General features: G+C 56.2%; 20 protein-coding genes. 10 read left to right on the top strand and 10 right to left on the bottom strand.

Annotated features, from left to right (window positions below; all coding sequences use genetic code 11):
- Positions 1 to 156 precede the first annotated feature (156 nt).
- The 3 genes from ACEWZM_RS11900 to ACEWZM_RS11910 all read left to right on the top strand — a co-directional run bounded on the left by ACEWZM_RS11900 (position 157) and on the right by ACEWZM_RS11910 (position 4,503).
- Entirely contained in the window at positions 157 to 1,806 is a 1,650-nt protein-coding gene (locus ACEWZM_RS11900; RefSeq protein WP_414006629.1) for an electron transfer flavoprotein-ubiquinone oxidoreductase, read from the top strand.
- Positions 1,807 to 1,946: 140 nt separating this feature from the next.
- The gene (locus ACEWZM_RS11905) at positions 1,947 to 3,680 is read left to right on the top strand and encodes a tetratricopeptide repeat protein (protein ID WP_414006630.1); all 1,734 of its coding nucleotides are present in this window, start codon (positions 1,947 to 1,949) and stop codon (positions 3,678 to 3,680) included.
- On the top strand, positions 3,670 to 4,503 hold the full coding sequence (locus ACEWZM_RS11910; RefSeq protein ID WP_414006631.1) for a 4-(cytidine 5'-diphospho)-2-C-methyl-D-erythritol kinase: 834 nt from the start codon (positions 3,670 to 3,672) through the stop codon (positions 4,501 to 4,503). Before ACEWZM_RS11905 ends, ACEWZM_RS11910 begins: the two co-directional genes overlap by 11 nt.
- Positions 4,504 to 4,547: 44 nt before the next feature.
- Here ACEWZM_RS11910 and ACEWZM_RS11915 read toward each other — a convergent pair whose 3' ends face one another.
- Positions 4,548 to 5,546, bottom strand: a complete 999-nt coding sequence (locus tag ACEWZM_RS11915) for a polyprenyl synthetase family protein (RefSeq protein ID WP_414006632.1) — start codon at positions 5,544 to 5,546, stop codon at positions 4,548 to 4,550.
- Positions 5,547 to 5,603: 57 nt separating this feature from the next.
- On the opposite strand from ACEWZM_RS11915, the gene ACEWZM_RS11920 reads away from it, so the two are divergent.
- The 3 genes from ACEWZM_RS11920 to ACEWZM_RS11930 all read left to right on the top strand — a co-directional run bounded on the left by ACEWZM_RS11920 (position 5,604) and on the right by ACEWZM_RS11930 (position 6,920).
- On the top strand, positions 5,604 to 5,816 hold the full coding sequence (locus tag ACEWZM_RS11920) for a putative signal transducing protein (RefSeq protein WP_414006633.1): 213 nt from the start codon (positions 5,604 to 5,606) through the stop codon (positions 5,814 to 5,816).
- A complete protein-coding gene (locus tag ACEWZM_RS11925; RefSeq protein ID WP_414006634.1) occupies positions 5,816 to 6,583 on the top strand; it encodes a tRNA1(Val) (adenine(37)-N6)-methyltransferase in 768 nt (255 codons plus the stop codon). The genes ACEWZM_RS11920 and ACEWZM_RS11925 overlap by 1 nt, the downstream gene beginning before the upstream one ends.
- A gap of 157 nt (positions 6,584 to 6,740) precedes the next feature.
- On the top strand, positions 6,741 to 6,920 hold the full coding sequence (locus ACEWZM_RS11930; protein WP_414006635.1) for a YdcH family protein: 180 nt from the start codon (positions 6,741 to 6,743) through the stop codon (positions 6,918 to 6,920).
- A 123-nt stretch (positions 6,921 to 7,043) separates the two neighbouring features.
- On the opposite strand, the gene yddG is transcribed toward ACEWZM_RS11930, so the two are convergent.
- The 8 genes from yddG to ACEWZM_RS11970 form a co-directional block, all read right to left on the bottom strand.
- Positions 7,044 to 7,907, bottom strand: a complete 864-nt coding sequence (gene yddG / locus ACEWZM_RS11935; RefSeq protein WP_414006636.1) for an aromatic amino acid exporter YddG — start codon at positions 7,905 to 7,907, stop codon at positions 7,044 to 7,046.
- Positions 7,904 to 8,845: a transcriptional regulator GcvA gene (locus ACEWZM_RS11940; RefSeq protein WP_414006637.1), complete on the bottom strand. Its 942-nt coding sequence runs from the start codon at positions 8,843 to 8,845 to the stop codon at positions 7,904 to 7,906. The genes yddG and ACEWZM_RS11940 overlap by 4 nt, the downstream gene beginning before the upstream one ends.
- A gap of 337 nt (positions 8,846 to 9,182) precedes the next feature.
- Complete coding sequence (gene phbB / locus ACEWZM_RS11945) at positions 9,183 to 9,905, bottom strand: acetoacetyl-CoA reductase (protein WP_414006638.1); 723 nt, start codon at positions 9,903 to 9,905, stop codon at positions 9,183 to 9,185.
- Between the two features lie 206 nt (positions 9,906 to 10,111).
- On the bottom strand, positions 10,112 to 11,287 hold the full coding sequence (locus ACEWZM_RS11950) for an acetyl-CoA C-acetyltransferase (protein ID WP_414006639.1): 1,176 nt from the start codon (positions 11,285 to 11,287) through the stop codon (positions 10,112 to 10,114).
- A 302-nt stretch (positions 11,288 to 11,589) separates the two neighbouring features.
- Positions 11,590 to 12,411, bottom strand: coding sequence for an EAL domain-containing protein (locus ACEWZM_RS11955; protein ID WP_414008023.1), 822 nt, complete (start codon positions 12,409 to 12,411; stop codon positions 11,590 to 11,592).
- 136 nt (positions 12,412 to 12,547) lie between these two features.
- A complete protein-coding gene (locus tag ACEWZM_RS11960) occupies positions 12,548 to 13,483 on the bottom strand; it encodes a sterol desaturase family protein (RefSeq protein ID WP_414006640.1) in 936 nt (311 codons plus the stop codon).
- A complete protein-coding gene (locus ACEWZM_RS11965; RefSeq protein WP_414006641.1) occupies positions 13,476 to 13,916 on the bottom strand; it encodes a hypothetical protein in 441 nt (146 codons plus the stop codon). The genes ACEWZM_RS11960 and ACEWZM_RS11965 overlap by 8 nt, the downstream gene beginning before the upstream one ends.
- Positions 13,917 to 14,090: 174 nt before the next feature.
- Positions 14,091 to 14,654: a TlpA disulfide reductase family protein gene (locus tag ACEWZM_RS11970; RefSeq protein ID WP_414006642.1), complete on the bottom strand. Its 564-nt coding sequence runs from the start codon at positions 14,652 to 14,654 to the stop codon at positions 14,091 to 14,093.
- Between the two features lie 22 nt (positions 14,655 to 14,676).
- Between ACEWZM_RS11970 and argH the strand changes: the two genes are divergently transcribed.
- The 4 genes from argH (at position 14,677) to ACEWZM_RS11990 (ending at position 20,519) form a co-directional block, all read left to right on the top strand.
- Complete coding sequence (gene argH / locus ACEWZM_RS11975; protein ID WP_414006643.1) at positions 14,677 to 16,071, top strand: argininosuccinate lyase; 1,395 nt, start codon at positions 14,677 to 14,679, stop codon at positions 16,069 to 16,071.
- A 66-nt stretch (positions 16,072 to 16,137) separates the two neighbouring features.
- Positions 16,138 to 16,323 carry a hypothetical protein gene (locus ACEWZM_RS11980; RefSeq protein WP_414006644.1) on the top strand — a complete coding sequence of 62 codons (186 nt, stop codon included), beginning with the start codon at positions 16,138 to 16,140 and terminating at the stop codon, positions 16,321 to 16,323.
- A 52-nt stretch (positions 16,324 to 16,375) separates the two neighbouring features.
- Positions 16,376 to 17,641 (top strand): diaminopimelate decarboxylase, encoded by a 1,266-nt coding sequence (gene lysA, locus ACEWZM_RS11985; RefSeq protein ID WP_414006645.1) that lies wholly within the window; start codon positions 16,376 to 16,378, stop codon positions 17,639 to 17,641.
- A gap of 196 nt (positions 17,642 to 17,837) precedes the next feature.
- Positions 17,838 to 20,519 carry a DUF4175 domain-containing protein gene (locus tag ACEWZM_RS11990; RefSeq protein ID WP_414008024.1) on the top strand — a complete coding sequence of 894 codons (2,682 nt, stop codon included), beginning with the start codon at positions 17,838 to 17,840 and terminating at the stop codon, positions 20,517 to 20,519.
- Between the two features lie 61 nt (positions 20,520 to 20,580).
- On the opposite strand, the gene ACEWZM_RS11995 is transcribed toward ACEWZM_RS11990, so the two are convergent.
- The gene (locus tag ACEWZM_RS11995) at positions 20,581 to 21,441 is read right to left on the bottom strand and encodes a zinc-ribbon domain-containing protein (protein WP_414006646.1); all 861 of its coding nucleotides are present in this window, start codon (positions 21,439 to 21,441) and stop codon (positions 20,581 to 20,583) included.
- Between the last annotated feature and the right edge of the window lie 202 nt (positions 21,442 to 21,643).

Here is a 21,643-nt window from a genome sequence, read left to right on the forward strand (position 1 = left end):
GCTCGAATTGTCGCAATTCCGGGTTCTAGAGTTGTGTAACGTAGAGTTTGGATTGACCAGTGCCTCTGCCACCCGCTAAGCAACCGCGAAACAAAATTACGCCAAGGATACGCCGCCCGCATGGGATGGCGCAGACCCACAGCCAAGGAGCCCGCAATGGCCGAGATTGAACGTGAAGCGATGGAATACGACGTTGTGATCGTTGGGGCAGGCCCGGCAGGTCTGTCCGCGGCGATCCGACTTAAGCAACTGGACAGCGAACTGCAGGTTGTTGTGTTGGAAAAAGGGTCCGAAGTGGGCGCGCATATCCTGTCAGGTGCGGTGCTCGATCCTTGCGGGTTGGACGCACTGATCCCTGACTGGAAAGAGAAGGGCGCGCCATTGAACACGCCGGTCAAGGATGACAACTTCTACATGCTGGGTGAAGCAGGGCAGATCCGGATCCCCAACTTTCCGATGCCACCGCTGATGAACAACCACGGCAACTACATCGTGTCGATGGGCAACGTGTGTCGCTGGATGGCCGAGCAGGCAGAAGAGCTGGGTGTCGAGATCTTTCCGGGCATGTCTTGCTCGGAGTTGGTCTACGGCGATAACGGCGAAGTCAAAGGCGTTGTTGCTGGTGTTTTTGGTCTGGAAGCGGATGGCTCCTACGGGCCAAACACCGAGCCGGGCATGGAACTTCACGGTAAATACGTATTCCTCTCAGAAGGGGTTCGAGGCTCGCTCTCCAAAGAGGTCATCACGAAATACGGGTTATCTGATGGCAAAGAGCCACAGAAATACGGTGTTGGCATGAAAGAGATCTGGGAGATCGATCCGGCCAAACACAAGGAAGGATCTGTCACCCACACTATGGGCTGGCCTCTGGGTTCCAACGCGGGTGGTGGATCTTTCATTTATCACCTGAACAACAATCAGGTTTACGTCGGTTTCGTGGTTCACCTGAACTACAAGAATCCGCATCTCTACCCTTATATGGAGTTCCAGCGTTTCAAGCATCACCCGATGGTGGCTGATTTGCTTAAAGGCGGCAAACGCGTCGCCTATGGTGCTCGTGCCATCACCGAAGGTGGCTGGCAAGCGATGCCGAAGCTTGTAGCGCCGGGCGTGGCGCTTCTGGGTTGTTCCGCCGGTATGGTCAACGTGCCGCGTATTAAGGGCAACCACAATGCGATGCTATCCGGCAAGGCTGCGGCAGAAGCGGCTTTTGACGCCATCAGGGCCGACCGATCCGGTGATGAACTATCCACCTACGAGAGCGATGTGCGCGACGGTGCCATTGGCAAGGATCTCAAGATGGTGCGCAACGTCAAACCGATGTGGTCGAAGTGGGGCCTGACCGCCTCGCTCATGTTGGGTGGGCTGGATATGTGGACCAATAACATCCTTGGCTTGTCACTGTTTGGAACTCTTGGCCATGACAAAAATGATGCCGAAGCAACCGAACCCGCTGATCAGCATAGGGTGATTGATTACCCCAAACCTGATGGTGTCCTGTCTTTCGATCGATTGACCAATGTGGCATTTGCGGCGACCAATCACGAAGAAAGTCAGCCCTGTCACCTACGCTTGGGTGATCAGCAAGCGCCAATTAGCGTTAACTTGCCAAAATTCGCGGAACCGGCGCAACGATATTGCCCTGCTGGTGTTTACGAAGTTGTGGAAAAAGACGGCAAACCTGAATTCGTGATCAACTTTCAGAACTGTGTTCACTGCAAGACCTGCGACATCAAGGACCCTAGCCAAAACATCACTTGGACGACCCCTCAAGGGGGTGACGGACCGAACTACCCGAATATGTGATCACTTTGCGATCGGTTTCGGCAGGTATTTGCCGGAATAATAGGGGCAGTCTGCGGGCTGCCCCATTGCGTGTCGGGGGGTGGGGCTCTACGCTTTGTGGTGAGGCAGATATCGACCAGTCACCAACGAGGAGGCCCAGCGTGCCCGTCCGATTTATTCGCAGCCTGACCTGTGCAACCGCTTTGATTGCGGCAACCGCCCTGCCGACCTTTGTACAGGCTGATGGGTTGGCCGGTGCATATCTGGCCGCAAGGGCTGCGACATTGGATAGCGATTTTAAGGCCTCGGCTGACTATTATAACCGCGCGTTGGTGCGGGATCCGCAGAACGCCCTATTGATGGAGCATGTTGTTTTTGCCCGACTTGCGCTCGGCGATATCAAAGGCGCAGCCCCGGTGGCCACGCGCTTGTCGGAAATGGGGGCGCGCAGCCAGATTGCCAATATCGTCATGACTGCCAACGCGGTGATGAAACAAGACTACAAGACGATCATCGACCGGATTACGTCGCAGGAAGATGGCCACTATGAGATTAATGCTCTTGTTGACGGATTATTGCTTGGTTGGGCCCATCTGGGTGCCGGCTCTGTCGCGGATGCCCTAGGGCAGTTTGACAGCTTGGGTCAGAAAGAAGGGCTCGGCCTATTTGCACGCTATCATAGGGCGTTGGCGCTGGCATCTGTCGGGGACTACGAAGGGGCGGAAGCTCTATTCGCGGCGGCGGAGGGACAGCTGACGAATACCTCACGCCGAGCGGTGATTGCGCGGCTTGAAATCCTGTCTCAGCTTGGTAGGAACGAGCAGGCGCTTGAGGTGCTGGCTGATGCATTTAGTGGCCAGCTAGATCCAGGGCTTGCAGCTTTGTCGAAGCGGTTGAAGGACGGGGAAACTCTTCCTTATGCGCTAGCGGCGACCCCAACACATGGTATTGCCGAGGTGTTTTTCACCATGGGCGCGGCGCTCAACGGTGAGATGGCTGATGACTACGTGCTGATGTACGCACGTGTCGCGTCCGCTCTGCGTGAAGATCATGTGGATGCTCTATTGCTGGCGGCAGAGCTATTTGATCAATTGGGTCGCTACGCCCTGTCTATTGAGCTCTATAAGCAGGTGCCGCGGACTCACCCGGATTACCATGCTGCCGAATTGGGGCGGGCTGAAGCGTTGCGCCGCGCCGCGAAGCCTGATGCTGCGGCCGAGGTGTTGCAACAACTGGCACGTGACTTCCCGAAAGAGGCTCCAGTATATACCAATCTGGGTGATCTGTTGCGTCAGCAAGAAGATTATACAGGCGCCGTTGCCGCTTATGACACTGCGCTTGGGCTGATGGATGAAAGTGTCGAGGGGCGTTGGTTCCTGCTTTACGCACGCGGCATCTGTCACGAGCGACTGAAGAATTGGGAGCAGGCCGAGACGGATTTTCGGGCCGCGTTGGAAATCCGGCCCGATCAGCCGCAAGTGTTAAACTATCTTGGCTATTCTCTGGTTGAGAAGCAGGAAAAACTGGATGAGGCGCTGTCGATGATTGAACGCGCTGTCGCAGCGCGACCTGATGCCGGGTATATCGTAGATAGCCTCGGATGGGTTCTATACCGGCTTGGCCGCTATCAGGACGCGGTTAAACCAATGGAGACCGCAGTTGAGTTGATGCCGGTTGATCCGGTGGTAAACGATCACCTTGGTGACGTTTACTGGGCTGTTGGCCGTGCCCGTGAGGCGGAGTTCCAGTGGAAACGCGCATTGTCGTTCATCGATCCGGAAGATACCGATAGCGAAGCTGATCCGGAGCGTATTCGCCGTAAGCTGGAAACAGGTCTCGATGCTGTGCTGTTGGAAGAAGGTGCCGCGCCGCTGAAGGTTGCACATGACGGTTGAGGGCTTTGCTCCCGCCAAGATCAATCTGACCCTGCATGTGACCGGCCAGCGCGCTGATGGCTACCATCTGCTCGATTCTCTGGTGGCGTTTGCAGATATCGGTGATCGGGTTACGGCATCTTTCGCTGAAGAACTGTCGCTGACGGTCACGGGACCAATGGAGGCAGGTGTTCCATCGGACAGTCGCAACCTTATGGTGCAGGCTGCTGCGCTTATCGATCCGAAACGCGGTGCGGCTCTCGCGCTGGAGAAGCATTTACCTGGCGCATCTGGTATCGGAGGCGGGTCCTCGGATGCTGCCGCGACGCTAAGGGTCCTGTCAGAGCTTTGGCAGATGCCTTTGCCAAAGGCTGAGGATACCCTCGGTCTCGGAGCGGACCTACCTGTCTGTATGGCGCCAATCGCTCAGCGGATGAGCGGTATCGGCGAGCAACTTTCCCCGGTCTCCCCCCTGCCGAATTGTTCGATAGTCTTGGTCAACCCACGGGTTTCGGTGGCGACGCCTACGATTTTTCGGGCTCTGCAGCATCGGAACAACTTACCTATGCCGAAGGTTCTGCCATGTTGTGCCACAGCCAACGATTTGGCTGACTGGCTCAAGACGCAGCGCAATGATCTTCAGGTGCCGGCTATTAAAATCCAGCCAGTGATCGATGACGTCTTACAGGCGTTGGACCATACCGATGCGCTATTTTCTGCGATGTCAGGATCCGGTGCGACTTGCTATGCGCTGTTTGAGAATAGTGAACTGGCTCAGAAACACGCTGCGCGCCTAACTGCTGCGCATCCCGATTGGTGGGTACAATCGGGAAAGCTGCTTTAATAGGTCTGATGCCGTCTTTCGGTGACGGGATTTTGCTCAGCCCATCAGGCCAAGCGGGCCACCACATAGTCAGCCAGATCATGCAACATCTGGCGGATCGGATCCTCGGGTAGAGCGGTCAAAGCATCCTGCGCTTTGGCTACCCAGTCCATCGCATCACGCTGAGTGGCGTTGAGCGTGTCGTATTTATCCATCAGCGCAAGCGCGTGATCCAGGTCGCCCTCATCTTGGCGCCCTTTCTCGATCGTGCGGACCCAGAATGCATGTTCCTCAGAGCTGGCTTGTGCGACGGCTTTGATCACAGGTAGTGTCAGCTTGCGCTCACGGAAGTCGTCTCCGACGTTTTTGCCGGTGGATGAGCTATTCCCCTGATAATCCAAGAGATCGTCGGCGATCTGAAACGCGACACCAAGCGCGTCTCCGTAGGCAAACAGCGCCTCGACCTGCGCTTCGGTAGCGCCTGCGATCACGCCACCGGCTTGTGTGGCGGCGGAGAAAAGTGCTGCGGTTTTGCCGCGTACTACCTGAAGATAGATATCTTCATCTGTGCCTAGATCGCTGGCAGCGGTCATTTGCAAGACTTCGCCTTCGGCAATGGTTGCCGAAGCATTGGCGAGAATATCGAGAACCCGCAGCGATCCGGTCTCAACCATCAACTGAAAACTGCGGGCAAACAAGTAGTCGCCCACCAGTACTGAGCTTTTGTTATCCCAAAGCAGGTTCGCTGTTGGCCGTCCGCGCCGCTGGCCGCTTTCATCCACGACATCATCGTGCAGTAGGGTAGCGGTATGGATGAACTCGACAGTTGCAGCCAGCTTTATGTGGTTTTCACCGGTGTATCCGCAGAGGCGCGCAGCCGCGAGCGTCAACATAGGGCGCAGACGTTTGCCGCCTGCCTCTACCAAATGGGCTGTAACTTCGGGAATGCGCGGCGCATGCTCCGAGGCCATCCGGGTCTGGATCAGCGTATTTACCGCTGACATTTCGTTGCTGAGTGTCGCGGCCAGCATATCATGCGGCTTTTGCGTCAGGATTTGATTCATCGTTTTCCCGCTTGCAAGGCTCGACAAGGCACAGGCCTTGCCCTTAGATCCATCCCCATGAAGGAACTTTTGCGTAGCACCGACCCGACCGTTATGGCCTTTGCCAGCGCCCTTCTTGAGGGTGAGGATATAGACTGCTTTCAAATGGACGTAAATATGAGCATCCTCGAAGGAGGCATAGGTATTTTCCCGCGTAGGCTAATGGTGCGCAGCGATGATCATGCTGCCGCTGAACGGGTGATGCGCGACAACGATATTCCGCTACGGTAATGGCTGGGTTCGAAGATACCTCGCTCAGCCAGGATGCGTTTCTTGGGGGCCAGGTACAGCTGCTGCAACCAAAACAGGGATATCGAGCCGGTGTTGATCCTGTATTGCTGGCGGCTGCCATCCCTGCGCGCTCGGGCGAAAGGGTGCTGGAGTTGGGGTGTGGTGGTGGACCAGCGTTACTGTGCCTTGCAGCGCGGGTTACGGATCTTAATCTCACGGGAGTGGAACTGCAGGCGGATTACGCAGATCTGGCGCGACGCAATGCCGCGCTAAATGATATAGATATAGCAGTTGTCGAGGGAGATTTAGTCGAACTTCCTCCAATGCTGCGCCAGCAGCAGTTCGATCATGTCATTGCCAATCCGCCCTACTACCGGGCAGGTGCACATAGCCCAGCCCAAGACATTGGGAGACAAATCGCGCTTGGCGGCGCGACGGAGTTGGACGCCTGGTTCGATACAGCTGCGCGCCGACTATCGCACAAAGGATATTTGCATATGATCCAGCGCGCGGATCGTCTGCCGGAAATGTTGGGTTCCTGTTTGGACCGACTTGGATCAATTGAAGTATTGCCATTGGCAGCCCGTGTAGGTCGACGTGCAGAGCTGGTAATTTTACGGGCCCGCAAGGGAGGGCGCGCGGGGTTTCGACTACACGCCCCGCTGATCCTGCACGAGGGTGATACCCATCTGCGTGACGCTGAAAATTACCGACCGGAAATCCGGGCGGTTCTGCGCGCTGCAAACAGGCTGCCTTGGCCAGATTGATCTCTGGGGTTGATTCTTTAGAATCTCGATGGCCCTCGGCAAGGACACGCCGAAATGACGGTTTCATGACAAAATATATGCTTCTGCAGCGTGACAGAGCAATTTTCTTGTGCTCCACTCAATTCATACGCAACGCGCTCAATGAAGGAGGAATGACATGAGCCTCAGCTCGCATCTGACCGAACTAAAGAAAAAGCACGAGCATCTGAGCATGGAGATCGAACACGCCCAACGCTCGCCCGCCACGGACGGGCTGCGTATCGCGTCGATGAAAAAACAAAAACTGAAACTAAAAGAAGAAATCGGGCGGCTCTCGACCGAAGAATACGCTGTCTAGTAGCGGCTGAACCTTATCGTTGTGATCCCCACCGTCGCGACGATAGGAGAATAGGCCAATAGGATGTCAGGGGTCATCGGCGTTGCCGGTGACCCTTTTTTGTGTTTAGCAGAATGAGATTGATTACGCAGAACTGCTTGCACGGGCAGCCAACAACGCACCGCAGGTGATGAGGCAGGCTGCAATCGCCAGTGTCCAGGACGGGGCCGCGATACCGGCAATAACCAGAATGACCGTTGATAGAAGGGGCGCGGCATAAGAGCTGGTGCCTAGCATCTGGATATCGCCCTGCTTTACCCCGATGTCCCAAACATAGAAGGCTAAACCAACAGGCCCTAATCCCAGTGCTAGCGTCGCTCCCCAGCCGCCAAGACCGATTGGCCATTGGCTGGCCTCTAGCGTGAAATGCAACACCCAAGATGCCGCAGCGGTAAGCAGGCAAAAGACGGCGACTGTGCTGGTAGGGGCTGTGCCCATACGACGCGCTAGCACTGAGTATCCTGACCACGTCAATGCACAGAGCAGCGCTAGCCCATAGCCAGGAAGCGCTGCCGTATCAAATTGTGCTCCGCCACCAGTGATAATGGTCGCAGCACCGGCAAACCCAAGGACAGCGCCGAGCAGGTGGCCCGCGCGCAACTTCTCACCGGGCAAAAGGCCGGAAAACAACACGATAAGCAGCGGCCAGAGATAGGCGATCAACCCTGCCTCGGCTGCAGGGGCCAACCGGAGGGCTGAGAAGTAGAGTAGGTGATAACCAAACAAGCCGAGACTGCCGAAAAGGTAGACCCGCCAAGAAACATTGCGCAGTGCGTTGAGCCCGCCGTTAGGCCAACACCAGGCTATTCCCAGAAGGCCGCCAATCGTAAAACAGAGTGCGTTCAAAAGCAGTGGTGGAGTTGGAGCCGTGCCCACGGTGAGAACAGCGAGTAACGCCCACAGCAAAACGGCAATAAATCCAACTGCAGTGGCACGATTGCGAGTCATGTGATGTCCTCTACTGGCACTATGGTTAGTCCTTCTGAAACCGCTGCGGTCTTTTCAATCTCTGCTAGGATCCAATCGCGGAACGCGATTATCTGGGGGCGGGTTTCAGCTCCCTTCTGGCAAAGGAAGCTAAACCGAGCCTTGCCTGTGAGAGCGGTTCTGAATGGGGCCACCAAACGTCCTTCGTCAAGATCTTTTACTACCAACGCGCGCCGCCCGAGCACGACTCCTGCGCCTGCTAGCGCTGCATCAACCGCATGATCGGAATTACTGAACCGGGCACCATGGCTGGGGGTGAATTCTTCGCCCATCATTTTGAACCATGCGGCCCAATCAAGCATCGGCGACATGAAGTTGAGCGAATCGTCGTGGATCAGCGGAGCGTTCTTCAACGCTGTTGTGGTCGGGTATTGGCGGGCCAATTCCGGAGTCATAACAGGCATGACCCATTCTACGGGCAAAGGCATTGAATAGACGTCAGGATAGGGGCCGTAGCCAAAGCGGATCGCAACATCAACATCGTCACGCGCCAGGTCAACTCTACGCAAGCTTGCAGAAAACCGCAGGTCGATTTCGGGGTGCGCACGGGCGAATTCGTAGAATCTTGGCGCGAGCCATTTAGCGGTAAAGGCCGGGCCAGCCGTAACCGTCAGCGCGCCCTCATCCTGTAGGCGTATCGTGGCTCTCCAAGCTTTGGTTAGTGCTTGAAATCCATCGGTTGCACCTGGGGCCAGCGCAGCACCGGCGGTAGTCAACTCTACTGCGCGGTTCAGTCTGCGAAACACCGGCGTGCCGAGATGCTCTTCAAGCGATTTGATTTGAAATGACAGTGCGGCAGGCGTCACATTCAGCTCCTGTGCTGCACGAGCAAAGGACATATGGCGGGCAGCGGCCTCAAATGCGCGCAGGGCCGTCAGCGGAGGAAGGCGATCAGACATTTCGCATAAGTATTACTTAACTGACGGCAGTAAAAGTCTCATTTGTCAGCTTCCATATAAAGGCGCATATTTGGATCAAGTCAGCAACATTGATCTGAATGGAGGCCGTACCGATGGAGTGTTCTGCCAATTCAACAGTTAAACAGGCCATGCAGCGTGCACATGAAGAACGCGGTCAGGTCTTTCGCGCTCTTTGGGTGCGTCTCTTTACTCTAAGCCGTACACGTGGGCTATATCTAGGAATTTCCCGCTGGGCATAGCGCGCATGTCCTTACGGGATTTGAAAAGGGCCGGTCCAAATGTGGACCGGCCCTTACCGTAGCGCTGTTCTAAGGTCTTAGGCGAAAAACTGAGCGCCGTTAGCCGAGATGGTTGAGCCATTGATAAAGCCCGAATCCTCAGATGCGAGGAAGGCGACACAACGGGCGATTTCTTCCGGCTCGCCTAGACGGCCAGTCGGTATCTGGCCAACGATTGCCTCGCGCACCTTTTCAGGGACGGCCATCACCATTTCAGTCGCGATGTAGCCAGGGCAGATTGCATTGGCGGTGATGCCTGCTCGGGCTCCTTCTTGGGCCAGTGATTTCACAATGCCCAGATCGCCCGCCTTGGTCGCCGCGTAATTTACTTGCGCAAACTGACCTTTTTGGCCGTTGATCGATGAAATAACGATAACACGGCCGAATTTACGCTCGCGCATGCCTGGCCAGATTGGGTGTACAGTGTTGAACACGCCGGTCAGGTTGGTGTCGATCACCTGCTGCCATTGTTCAGGCGTCATTTTATGGAACGGAGCATCGCGGGTGATGCCTGCATTGGCAACCACGATGTCAATTGGGCCAATGTCTGCTTCTACTTTGGCAATGCCGGCCTTGCTGTCTTCATAGTTGGCAACATTCCACTTGTAGGTCTTGATGCCAGTTTCCTCGGTGAACTTTGCCGCCGCTTCATCGTTGCCGGCATAGGTTGCGGCTACCGCATAACCTTCCGCTTTCAACGCTTGAGAAATTGCAGCGCCGATGCCGCGAGAGCCACCGGTGACGAGTGCGTTACGTGCCATGGAAAAATCCTCCGCTATTTGGCCTGGTAATCTTGCTACTATTGTTGGTGATCTTGCGCAATTATATTACCTTGTAAAAATTTGAAAATTTACATGAATTTCATCACTCGCTCTCCCTCCACTTGGAGGACTACGTGGGAGTGAAATGAGTTGGGTATAGAAAAGGGCGCCACAGGGGCGCCCTACTATGTCCAGTGTGTCGTACTTTAGAGGCGCTCCAAGCACATAGCGACTCCCATGCCGCCACCGATACACAGTGTCGCGAGGCCTTTTTTGGCATCGCGCCGCTTCATCTCAAATAGCAGTGTATTGAGAACACGACAGCCAGAAGCGCCAATCGGATGACCGATTGCGATCGCACCGCCGTTGACGTTCACAATCGCAGGATCCCAGCCCATATCTTTATTCACCGCGCAAGCTTGGGCGGCAAAGGCTTCGTTGGCCTCGACGAGATCCAGATCTTCGACGCTCCAACCAGCCTTTTCCAGCGCCCGGCGCGAGGCGTAGATTGGTCCAACGCCCATGATCGATGGATCTAGACCTGCGGTAGCGTAGGACGCAATGCGCGCCAGTGGTTCAATACCGCGTTTCTCCGCATCGTCGGCAGACATAAGCAAGGTTGCAGCGGCGCCGTCATTGAGGCCAGACGCATTGGCGGCAGTGACTGATCCATCCTTGGCGAACGCAGGACGCAATTTCTGCATCGCTTCCATCGTCGCTCCGTGGCGGATGTACTCATCCTGGTCCACGATAATATCACCCTTACGTGTCTTCACAGTAAAGGCAGCGATTTCATCAGAGAATTTACCAGCCTTTTGCGCCGCTTCTGCTTTGTTCTGGCTGGCGACAGCGAACTCATCCTGCATTTCCCGCGAGATCTGCCATTTGTCTGCTACGTTCTCCGCAGTTTGGCCCATGTGGTAGCCATTGAAGGCGTCCCACAGACCGTCGCGAATCATAGTATCAATGTAGCTCATGTCGCCCATCTTTTGACCGGCGCGTAGATTCGCGGCATGGGGCGACAGAGTCATGTTTTCCTGACCGCCTGCGCAAACGATAGATGCATCCCCCAGCTGGACGTGCTGCGCGCCGAGCGCAACGGCGCGTAGGCCAGATCCACAGACTTGATTGATACCCCAGGCCGAGGCTTCCTGTGGCAGTCCTGCGTTGATATGAGCCTGGCGCGCCGGGTTCTGTCCCTGCGCGGCAGTCAGCACCTGACCGAGAATGGTTTCGGAAACTTCGGATTTGTCGATCCCGGCACGCTCAATCACTGCTTCCAACACTGCGGTGCCAAGATCATGGGCGGGGGTCTTGGCGAACGCGCCGCCAAAACTGCCGACGGCGGTGCGTGCGGCGGATGCAATTACTACATTGGTCATCAGTTAGGGTCCTCTGCCATTCATAGTCCCTGGAGGCCAATCGTGCAGTCCGCATTTTGCAATCGCAGCAATTGGGATCCTCCTGCCTTATGTGAATAAGGCTATGTGTCTCGCTGCAGATGCAGCACGTGCAAGTTGTGCCACAGCTAGAGCCTGTGTCAATCGATACTATGGGCGGCATATTGGGGAAGGGTGGGGTATTTGCCAAGGAAGCATTGCTTGCAGGTGCAAAACCGTTCGAAAAAAGACTATTGTCGCACAAGGCTAAGGCGTAAGTGCAGGCATTTATAGTAAGAACCAGGTCAGGTGACGTGGCTATCTTTGCGTAGTTTCTCCAACCAGGGCGGGCTTACTGATGGTGCACCAAATAGATAGCCTTGCAGGCAATCAACACCGGTTGAGATCAGGAATTCGGCGTCAGCGGGGCTTTCTACAGATTCGGCGACCACCAGCATGTCAAACTGTTTGGCAATTCCAATCAGCGCGCGAACGACAGCTTGGTTGTCGTGGTTGGCATGAATACTACGGATGAACTGGCCATCAATTTTGACGGCATCAAAGAAAAATTGCCGGAAGTAGCCGATAGCAGTGGTCTTCGCGCCGAAGTTGTCAAGCGCAAAGGCGATGCCGTATTTCTGCATCCGGCCCATGAAGTCGATAACCAGTTCAGGAGTGGTCATGGCAGAGGCCTCATTGATTTCCAGAACGAGTCGCTCGCCGATTGCCGCATCTTTTTTTAGGTAGCGTTCCAGCACCCTCATCCAGCGTTGATAGCCAATGGAACGAGCTGACATATTTATGGACAGGCGGATCGCTGGACTGCGGGAAAGAGCCTTCAGGCCATGTTCCAGGGCAAGGCAGTCCAATTCGCGACCTTCTTCCTTATCCTCGACAAGAGGCATGAAATCTCGCGCTGGAATGACGCGACCGGTCGCATCCAATACGCGGATATAACCTTCGTAAAATGCGACTTCCTGAGGACGCATAGCCTGCATGATAGGCTGATAGGCGAGTAGGGTCTGATTGTGACGAATCGCATCGCTGACCATCTCAAGGGCCGAACGGTCGCGCTTGACAACGGCCGAGATCAGCGGGTTTTCCCCGCCCTCTGGCATGTCAGCCATGACCTTTTTATTTTTCTTCACGGAGATGTCCCTTGGCGGTGGCGTGGTATGATCAATATGGGTCAGGCCAGAGCTTGGCGCAAAAGGGTTGCACTTGGATTAAAGTGACAGTTTTACCTAAATTAGTGGATGATACTCAGAGCCTATCAAAGCCTGGGCTATCGGCGTCCTCCGGATGACGTCGCAGATGTTTGATGCGGATCGTTTCTGAAGTGTCACGGCTGCCATCGTGGCTATACCCGGGTGGTGCTACGGCATAGAGAAGACGTTGCCGAATAGTGATGCCGGGTTGGGTTATATCTTTAAAAATACTTACCCATTCGTGAAACGCGACACGTAGCGGATTGAATGTACCGATGTTGTGAACCAAGCCGTAGTCAGGGCGGTCGTGTTCCTGTTCTGGGACGAACGTACCAAACATCTTATCCCATATGATAAACACCCCGGCGTAGTTGCAATCGAGATACCGAGGATTTCGCCCGTGGTGGGCGCGGTGATGGCTGGGAGTGTTCATCACGGCCTCAAACCAACGTGGCATGCGGCCTATGGTCTCGGTATGAATCCAGAATTGGTAGATCAGATTGAGGCCCCCGACAAATAGCACAATGGCGGGATGAAACCCTAATAGGACCAAGGGTGCGCGGACCACCATCATGAAGGTAAATGTCCCGGTCCATGTTTGGCGCAAAGCGGTGGTCAGATTGTAGTGCTGGCTGGAGTGGTGATTAACGTGGCTGGCCCAGACCCAGCGCACGCGGTGCCCAAAGCGGTGCACCCAATAGTACCGCAGGTCGTCTAATACGAAGCATAGGATGATCGCGCAGACCGCAGTCCCAAGGTCCAGCGGTGTGACCCGCCACAGCAGCATGAAAAACGCCCAAGCTATGAAGCCGAGTGCAATGCCTGAGGCGACGCTGCCAGCTCCCATTACCAGGGAGGTTATCGCATCTCGTGTCTCATACCGGCCGCCGCGCCCTTTGAGGGCGATCCAGAGAAATTCCGCCAGAATAGCGGCAATGAAGAAAGGTACTGCCCACTGGGTGACATCAGGGTAAGAAATCGTATCAGCCATGTGTCTCTCCAGTCTGTTCTAAGGCGGCAATGTCGGATGGCGGAGTGGTGGCATCGTTGATGTGCCGGCGCCAACTTGTCTTTTCCTCCTCGGAAAGGTGCAGCAACACGGACGGCGCAGCGAAATCGACAAACCGGACGAGCAGTCCTTTCGGGTGATCCGCAAGGCGGCAACCTGCTAATGGGCGCGCGATTGTATCTGCGCCAAAACACCAAACCAGACCAAGCCCCTTATTTGTGTCGACCAAGGCGGCATGACCAATAGCGTTTGGTAGGGCATTTCGGATCTGAGTATCGGGATCGTGACGGGACCAGGCCTTAGCCGCAGTCTCCCGCGTCATAGAAACCGCAGCTGAACGTCCGGTGCAGTGCAGAAGTATAGCTATGAAAACAATGCCAACCAGCACCATTGTCACTAAAATTTCCAACGGCATTACATCCTCCCTGACACCTAAATTGGTGGCAGGGCAATGGGTCTGTCAAAGGTGGCGTTGGGTAAAGTTGATCCGGTTTGATCCAATGATCAGGTGGCCGGGCCCGCAATGCGATCGCTGTCGGCGGACCTGATTGTTATTGGGAGGGCCCAGATTATGGACCGCCCCACGCGTTTATTCAGAGTCTATTACGGCGCGGATAATCGCTTTGGCGCTATCGGAATTCCACTCGGCATCGCCAAGCAGCCTGCCGATTTCCTGGCCGTCACGATTCAGTAGTACCGTGATCGGCAGGCCACGTACCGCCATTTCACGGGCGACCGCCTGTCGGGGATCCTGATGGCGAGGCAGATTGTCGATGCCTGTCTCGTCAAAGAATTTCTGGATCCCTACAGGGGAATTTCGTCCGGTTGCGAGAGTCAGAACCTCAAACTCGTTGCCGCCGAATTCGGCTTGCAAATCTGACAGCATTGGCATCTCGGCGCGGCACGGTGCACACCATGTCGCCCAGAAGTTCAGCAGGACGATCTTGCCTTTGTAGTCGGCGAGCGTTGCTGTACCGGCGTCATCTGCCAGCAGGAATTCAGCGCCAGACACAGGTTTGGGTGCTTTGTGAAGCACGAGTTTTTTCATATCACCCTCGCGCATTTCTGCCAGCGCGGCAGGGTCGGCGGCCAAGGCTGCATTTGCACCCAAGGCCAGGGCCATATAAAGGGAAAGCTGACGTAACAGACGCATATTATCTCCGGGGTTCCACACCATGACAGATCAATCCTCGAACCAGATGTGGGGCGGCCGCTTTGCCGCTGGTCCGGACGCGATCATGGAGGCGATCAATGCCTCAATCGGGTTCGACAAGCGGATGGCAGCACAGGACATCGCAGGCTCAAGAGCCCATGCAGCTATGTTGGCTGCAACAGGTGTTATTACGGATAATGACGCTGAGACCATTCGGGAAGGGCTGCTCACCGTATTGTCAGAGATCGAGGGTGGAACTTTCCAGTTCTCCGCTGCGCTTGAAGACATCCACATGAATGTTGAGGCTCGGCTGAAGGAAATTATCGGAGAGCCTGCAGGACGTCTACATACCGGCCGCAGCCGCAACGATCAGGTGGCAACAGATTTCAAACTGTGGGTTCGCGATCAATTGGACGCGGCTGAATCGGGGCTCCTGGCGTTGATCCGCGCGCTTCTGTCACAGGCGGAGGCGGGTGCAGATTGGGTCATGCCGGGGTTCACTCACCTACAGACCGCGCAGCCGGTGACTTGGGGCCACCATATGATGGCCTATGTGGAAATGTTCGGCCGTGATTTGTCACGGGTGCGCGATGCGCGGGCACGGATGAACGAATCGCCACTGGGTGCAGCGGCACTGGCAGGCACTTCCTTCCCTATCGATCGCGACATGACAGCGCAGGCGCTGGGCTTTGACCGCCCGGCGGCAAATTCGCTGGATGCGGTCAGCGATCGGGATTTTGCATTGGAGTTCCTTTCTGTTGCATCGATCAGCGCTGTGCATCTCTCCCGTTTTGCGGAAGAGTTGGTGATATGGTCTTCGGCGCAATTCCGTTTCGTGGCCCTGTCGGATCGCTTCTCCACTGGCTCGTCGATCATGCCACAGAAGAAGAACCCGGATGCGGCGGAGCTGATCCGTGCCAAGGTTGGCCGGATCTTTGGGGCAAATACCGCGCTGATGATTGTGATGAAGGGGCTGCCGCTCGCTTACTCCAAGGATATGCAGGAAGACAAAGAACAGGTCTTTGACGCTGCGGATAACTGGATGCTGGCACTGGCGGCGATGGAAGGCATGGTCAAAGACATGACCGGCAACCGGGACTCTCTTGCCGCAGCGGCGGGTTCCGGCTTTTCCACTGCCACAGATCTTGCAGACTGGATGGTACGGGTACTGAAGGTACCATTCCGCGATGCGCACCACGTCACTGGCACCTTAGTAGCGATGGCTGAAAAGCGCGGTTGCGATTTGCCGGATCTTAGCCTCGCAGATATGCAAGGCGTTCACGATGGTATTACCGATGACATCTTCACTGTGCTTGGTGTTGAAAACTCGGTAAACTCACGCACATCATATGGCGGCACCGCACCCGCACAAGTGCGGGCGCAGGTTGCTCGCTGGCGGAAAGCCTTGGCTGATTGATTGCAGGTTCGGTTGCGGTCTGGCGAATGAATTCGGCCGCAACCTTACAATACAAAAGAGGACACTATGACGAGAACCGTTCTGATCCTATGCGCGCTTGCAACCTGCACGGGTCTAGCGGCCTGTGGTGTCGATGGTGAACCAGTGCGACCCTCTCTTAGCGCTGGTGTTGGTGTTTCCAACAGCGGTGTACATGCAGGCGGTAGTCTTGGCCTGCACAAAGGGCCACTTAGCCTCAATCTTGGTCTCTGAAACTGCGTGGAATCATTTGATCCACGCCCCGGTTCTGGTCTAAGCGCGACCTATGGATCATTTTCTCTATCGTGACGGCGCTCTCTACGCCGAAGATGTGCCAGTAGCTGAGATCGCGGCTGCTGTGGGCACTCCGTTCTATCTGTATTCCACCGCGACGCTTCTGCGGCACTTCCATCTCTTCGACGATGCGTTGAAAGGTATGGATCATCTGGTGTGCTACGCGATGAAGGCGGCTAGCAATCAGGCGATTCTGAAAACCCTGGCACAAGCCGGAGCGGGCATGGATGTGGTCAGTCAGGGTGAATATCTGCGTGCGAAGGCGGCTGGTGTTCCCGGTGATAAGATCGTGTTTTCTGGCGTCGGTAAGACACAGGATGAAATTCGCACCGCGCTCAGCGGCGGGGTTCGCCAGTTCAATGTCGAATCTGAACCGGAAATGGATGTGATCAACGCGGTTGCGCTGGAGTTGGGTGTCGCTGCGCCGATCACCATACGCGTAAACCCGAATGTGGATGCCAAGACACACGCCAAAATTGCTACTGGAAAATCCGAGAATAAATTCGGGATTCCCATTGCGCGTGCGCGTGAAGTATACGCTCGTGCGGCTAGACTGCCAGGGCTCAAAGTGATCGGTATCGACGTGCACATCGGCTCGCAGCTGACAGAGCTTGCGCCATTTGAACTGGCCTATCAAAAAGTCGCGGAGTTGACCGAACAGCTGCGTGCCGATGGTCACGACATCCACCGCCTTGATCTGGGTGGCGGTTTGGGAATTCCCTATACTCGCTCCAACGACACGCCACCGTTGCCGGTTGAATATGGGGCTATGGTAAAGCGTACGTTGGGCCATCTGGATTGCGAGATCGAAATCGAACCCGGACGGCTGATTGCGGGCAACGCCGGTGTCATGGTCAGCAAGGTGATCTATGTGAAGTCAGGCGAAGATCGTGATTTTCTGATCATTGATGGTGCTATGAACGATCTTATTCGCCCGGCGATGTACGAAGCGTACCACGATATCGTGCCCGTGATTGAAGCGGACGCCGGTGTTGAGCAGCGTGCATATGATATTGTGGGACCAGTCTGCGAAACCGGCGATACTTTTGCCCGTCATCGCGATATGCCACCGCTAGAGGCCGGTGATTTGGTCGCCTTCCGAAGCGCTGGGGCCTATGGCGCAGTTATGGCGAGTGAATACAACTCCCGTCCCTTGATCCCAGAAGTGCTGGTGAATGGGGATCAATTCGCGGTTATCCGCCGACGTCCGGACTTTGACGAAATGATAAACCGCGATACCATCCCTGAGTGGCTCTGACGGGTTTCGCGGCATCTGGCGCGGCGCGGGGCTGACCGGAGGCGCCACCCGAATGGCCAATGATCGAGAGTTTCGCCGCAATGCTGATGCGACATCTGCTGATAGGACTGGCTTTTTGAGCAGTTCATCGGTGGGTATTGAACAGACTGAGCGACGCAGTGCAGCCGCAAAACAATCTGATCGGAAGGCACATGATCTGAGGCTGTCTGATCCGCGTCTTCGAAGCATTCGGTGGCCGTTACGCTTTACTTGGCTCGGATTGATCGTTGAACGGTTGGTGTGTTCGTTCTGGCCTCTAACAACGCTTGTGATGATTGCTCTGGCTGCGGTGATGCTGGGGCTGCATGAAGAATTGCCCGTCGAAATGGTCTGGGTCGGTGCTGTGGTTCTGGTACTGGCCGGTACGACGGCAGTCGGTTTTGGGCTATGGCGTTATCGGTGGCCGCGCCTGTCGGATGCGCTGATGCGTTTGGATACGACTGTTCGGGGACATCCCATAGCGGCATTGTTGGACGCGCAAGCGATCGGATCAAATGATCCCGCATCACAAGCATTGTGGAAAGCGCATCAATACCGCATGCAAACGCGTGCCGCCACGGCAGTTGCACCTATGCCAGATCTGTCGGTCGCGCGTGCCGATCCGTTTGCGCTACGTTATATGGCAGTTCTTGCATTGGCGGTTGGCCTGTTGTTTGGGTCGATCTGGCGGGTGGGCAGCCTGAGTGAGATGACGCCCGGGGCTGCTGCTGCGACAGGACCAACATGGGAAGGCTGGATAGAGCCGCCGCGTTATACCGGCTTGCCGGTGCTCTACCTCAATGATCAAGTCGATGAGGTGCTGACCTTGCCTGAGCATAGTCAACTCACACTGCGCTTTTATGGCGACGTGGGTGACCTGACGCTGGATGAGACTATCTCTGGACGTATCGGAGATTTGCCATCGGCAGCTGCGGCCGAGCAGCGTTTTAAGATCACAACCGATGGTACGCTGAGCATCAACGGCACAGGAGGACGCAGTTGGACTGTCGTGCTGATAGAAGACCAGGCCCCGACGATCGCCATTGTCGGTAGTCCAGCTCTTGAATCGGATGATACAACATCACTGGCGTATACTGCCAGCGATGACTACGGCGTAGTGGCAGGCGGCGTTGAGATCTCACTTGATATGGCCGCACTTGACCGTCGTCATGGACTGGCCGCAACGCCGGATGCCCGCGACCCGATTGTGCTGGACCTGCCGTTGCCATTGAGCGGCGACCGTCGCGCTTTTGATGAGCAAATGATTGATGCTTTTACAAAGCATCCCTGGGCCAATATGCCAGTTATTTATCAGATGACGGCGCAGGACGCGGCGGAACAGAAGAGCGAGACCGAAGCACTGAAAGCACCGCTCGTGACCCGTCGTTTTTTTGATCCGATGGCGGCAGCTGTAGCAGAACAGCGGCGTGATTTGCTCTGGGCTCGCGCCAATGCGCCACGGGTCGCCCAAATCCTGCGAACTCTCTCAACTTACCCGGCCGAGGTCTTTCGCGACCACGGAGACTACCTGCGCCTGCGCACGATCCTGCGTCGGCTTGAACGGCACAGCAGAGACAAAACTCTGGGGCCAGAGCAGCAGGAAGAACTAGCTGAGGCGCTTTGGACCCTCGCAATCCAGCTGGAAGAGGGGGATGTCGGAGACGCATTGGCCCGTATGGAGCGCGCGCAGGAACAGTTGAGCCAAGCAATGCGCGACGGTGCGACCGAGGAAGAAATAGCGCGGCTGATGCAGCAACTACGCGACGCTACACAGGACTATCTTCGTCAGTTGCAGCGGCAGCAGGCACAGGAGCAGGGTGATCAGGGAGACCAGCAAGGCAGTCCGGATGAAAATGCCATGCAGCTGAGCCAGCAGGATTTGCAGGCGATGATGGATCGTATTCAGGAACTGATGGAACAGGGGCGTATGGCAGAGGCTGAACAGGCGCTACGTGAATTTCAGGAAATGATGGAAAACATGCGCGTCACCGAAGGTCAGCAGGGCAAGGATGGCAATCCCGGTGAGCAGAGCATGGAAGATCTTGCCGAAACCCTGCGTGAACAACAAGGCCTGTCGGATCAGGCGTTTCGGGATCTTCAGGAACAGTTCAATCCAGGTGCCCGCCGTGGCGAGAGCCAGGGAAATGAAGGCCGCAATGGTGGTCTTGGGCAGGGCCAATCCCATGAAGGAGGACAGGGCAATCAGGGCGGTCAAGGTGATCGTCCCGGAGCAGGTGATCCCAGTGGTAGCCAGCAACTCGGCGAGGGCGGACAGGGCCAGCGCGCGCCGGAAAATGGTAGCGAGCAGAGCGGCTCAAATAGCCAGCCCGGCGGCGGCCAACAGGATGGGCAACAAGGGTTGAGTGGCTCACTCGCAGATAGGCAGCAAGCACTGCGCGACCAGTTGCGTGCCCAACGCAAAGGTCTTCCTCTCGGTGGAGGAGAGGGCAGTGATGCCACGCGTGATGCGCTGGACGATGCTGGGCGGGCGATGGATGGCGCTGAGGAGGCACTGCGACAGGGTGATTTGGCTGAAGCCATTGATCGCCAATCCGATGCTATGGAGGCCCTGCGTGAGGGAATGCGGGCGCTGGGCGAAGCAATGGCCGAACAACAGCAGCCGGGTCAGCAACAAGGACAGGGGCGTGCCAGCAGCTCGGCTCAGGGGGATCGCACGGATCCGCTTGGACGGCGCAACGGTGAGCAGGGCAGCGGCGGGATGTCTGACGGGCAATTCAGTGATGGACAGGCGTATCGCCGCGCCTGGGACCTACTGGAAGAAATACGTCGGCGTTCAGGTGAACGCAGCCGAAGCGATACAGAACGCAGCTATCTTGAACGACTTCTGGATCGGTTTTGATACCGGTGAGCAACTGCCATGTGTCAATCATTGGCCTGATTGCAAGGCGCCTCTGAGTGCATTATTGCTGAACGGTGAAGGTACGGACCTGCGTATCAAGCCACAGCCGCGCCGCATCTACCTTTGCGACATATGTGCTGAGGTAGGGGTCGGCTTGCGGCAGCTTCTGCGCGATCAGTGGTGCGTTATCATATGCCATAGCGAGGCCAAGAGCGATCAATAGGGCAACGGCAAAACCGCGGGCAAAGCTACGTTTCTTCTTCGGAAGGCGCACATCCTCAGGCGGCGCTATTGGGGCTGCAGGGATCTCACCTGAGCGCAGCGTAGAGTTGATCTCATCGATGTTCGGCAGCAGTCCGCGACGGGATTCTGTCTCTGCTGTGGCCAGCTGCTGTGGATCCTCTCCGCGCATCCGGGCCATCTGCTCGCGCGCTTCGCGGGCCCGGCGGGCGGATTCTTCCTCAGGAAGAGAATCAAGCCCCAAATCCGTTTGTGTCTGAAGATCACTACTTTCGGCTGCGCGGAGATTGGCTTCACGCTCTGCCTCTTCACGCAGAATATCGCTGATCGCTGGGTCTAAACCGCGCGCGGTTTCTGTGACCTCGGGGGGCGGTTCTTGAAAGGTTTGGTCGTCGGGAAGCGTGTCTTCATCAGCGTCGACTGCTTCAACTGAGTTATCCTCCAAGGCCTCTCCAGCTTGGTCTTGTGCGTCATCGTCAGGGGCAATGCCCTCTTCAGGAGGTATCTCGCCGATAAACTCATCTGTTTCGGGTTCCGCGAGGTGTTCCTCGGCGGCCGTCGCCGGGCCAGCTTGAAACCATGTCTGTCCACAATTGGAACACTGCACGTCGCGACCCTCATCAGGGATCACATCATCCGGCACCTCATATTGGGCAGCGCAGTTTGGGCATGTCAGTCGCATGGGTCACTCCTTGGGACCTAGGGTGGCTCCGGGGGGGTCCGGCGGCTGTCGGCGGATGATTGTTGAGTAATCATAGGCAGTTCCGGGCTATCACGAAAGAGCCAATCGCCTGACCCTTCATCGACTGTTTTCTGCCGGGGCAGCATGGCAACAGCGCTGACCATTGAAACTGGACGCACAGTCGGGCAAAACACCGGTGACC

This window comes from Phaeobacter cretensis (genome assembly GCF_047372505.1).
GTDB lineage: Bacteria > Pseudomonadota > Alphaproteobacteria > Rhodobacterales > Rhodobacteraceae > Phaeobacter > Phaeobacter cretensis.

Excerpts from the sequence above, each read along its gene's own strand:
- ACEWZM_RS11900 (WP_414006629.1), top strand. The coding sequence starts at position 157 with ATGGCCGAGATTGAACGTGAAGCGATGGAATACGACGTTGTGATCGTT.
- ACEWZM_RS11910 (WP_414006631.1), top strand. The coding sequence starts at position 3,670 with ATGACGGTTGAGGGCTTTGCTCCCGCCAAGATCAATCTGACCCTGCAT.
- ACEWZM_RS11915 (WP_414006632.1), bottom strand. The coding sequence starts at position 5,546 with ATGAATCAAATCCTGACGCAAAAGCCGCATGATATGCTGGCCGCGACA.
- ACEWZM_RS11920 (WP_414006633.1), top strand. The coding sequence starts at position 5,604 with ATGAAGGAACTTTTGCGTAGCACCGACCCGACCGTTATGGCCTTTGCC.
- ACEWZM_RS11925 (WP_414006634.1), top strand. The coding sequence starts at position 5,816 with ATGGCTGGGTTCGAAGATACCTCGCTCAGCCAGGATGCGTTTCTTGGG.
- ACEWZM_RS11930 (WP_414006635.1), top strand. The coding sequence starts at position 6,741 with ATGAGCCTCAGCTCGCATCTGACCGAACTAAAGAAAAAGCACGAGCAT.
- yddG (WP_414006636.1), bottom strand. The coding sequence starts at position 7,907 with ATGACTCGCAATCGTGCCACTGCAGTTGGATTTATTGCCGTTTTGCTG.
- ACEWZM_RS11940 (WP_414006637.1), bottom strand. The coding sequence starts at position 8,845 with ATGTCTGATCGCCTTCCTCCGCTGACGGCCCTGCGCGCATTTGAGGCC.
- phbB (WP_414006638.1), bottom strand. The coding sequence starts at position 9,905 with ATGGCACGTAACGCACTCGTCACCGGTGGCTCTCGCGGCATCGGCGCT.
- ACEWZM_RS11950 (WP_414006639.1), bottom strand. The coding sequence starts at position 11,287 with ATGACCAATGTAGTAATTGCATCCGCCGCACGCACCGCCGTCGGCAGT.
- ACEWZM_RS11955 (WP_414008023.1), bottom strand. The coding sequence starts at position 12,411 with ATGGCTGACATGCCAGAGGGCGGGGAAAACCCGCTGATCTCGGCCGTT.
- ACEWZM_RS11960 (WP_414006640.1), bottom strand. The coding sequence starts at position 13,483 with ATGGCTGATACGATTTCTTACCCTGATGTCACCCAGTGGGCAGTACCT.
- ACEWZM_RS11965 (WP_414006641.1), bottom strand. The coding sequence starts at position 13,916 with ATGCCGTTGGAAATTTTAGTGACAATGGTGCTGGTTGGCATTGTTTTC.
- ACEWZM_RS11970 (WP_414006642.1), bottom strand. The coding sequence starts at position 14,654 with ATGCGTCTGTTACGTCAGCTTTCCCTTTATATGGCCCTGGCCTTGGGT.
- argH (WP_414006643.1), top strand. The coding sequence starts at position 14,677 with ATGACAGATCAATCCTCGAACCAGATGTGGGGCGGCCGCTTTGCCGCT.
- ACEWZM_RS11980 (WP_414006644.1), top strand. The coding sequence starts at position 16,138 with ATGACGAGAACCGTTCTGATCCTATGCGCGCTTGCAACCTGCACGGGT.
- lysA (WP_414006645.1), top strand. The coding sequence starts at position 16,376 with ATGGATCATTTTCTCTATCGTGACGGCGCTCTCTACGCCGAAGATGTG.
- ACEWZM_RS11995 (WP_414006646.1), bottom strand. The coding sequence starts at position 21,441 with ATGCGACTGACATGCCCAAACTGCGCTGCCCAATATGAGGTGCCGGAT.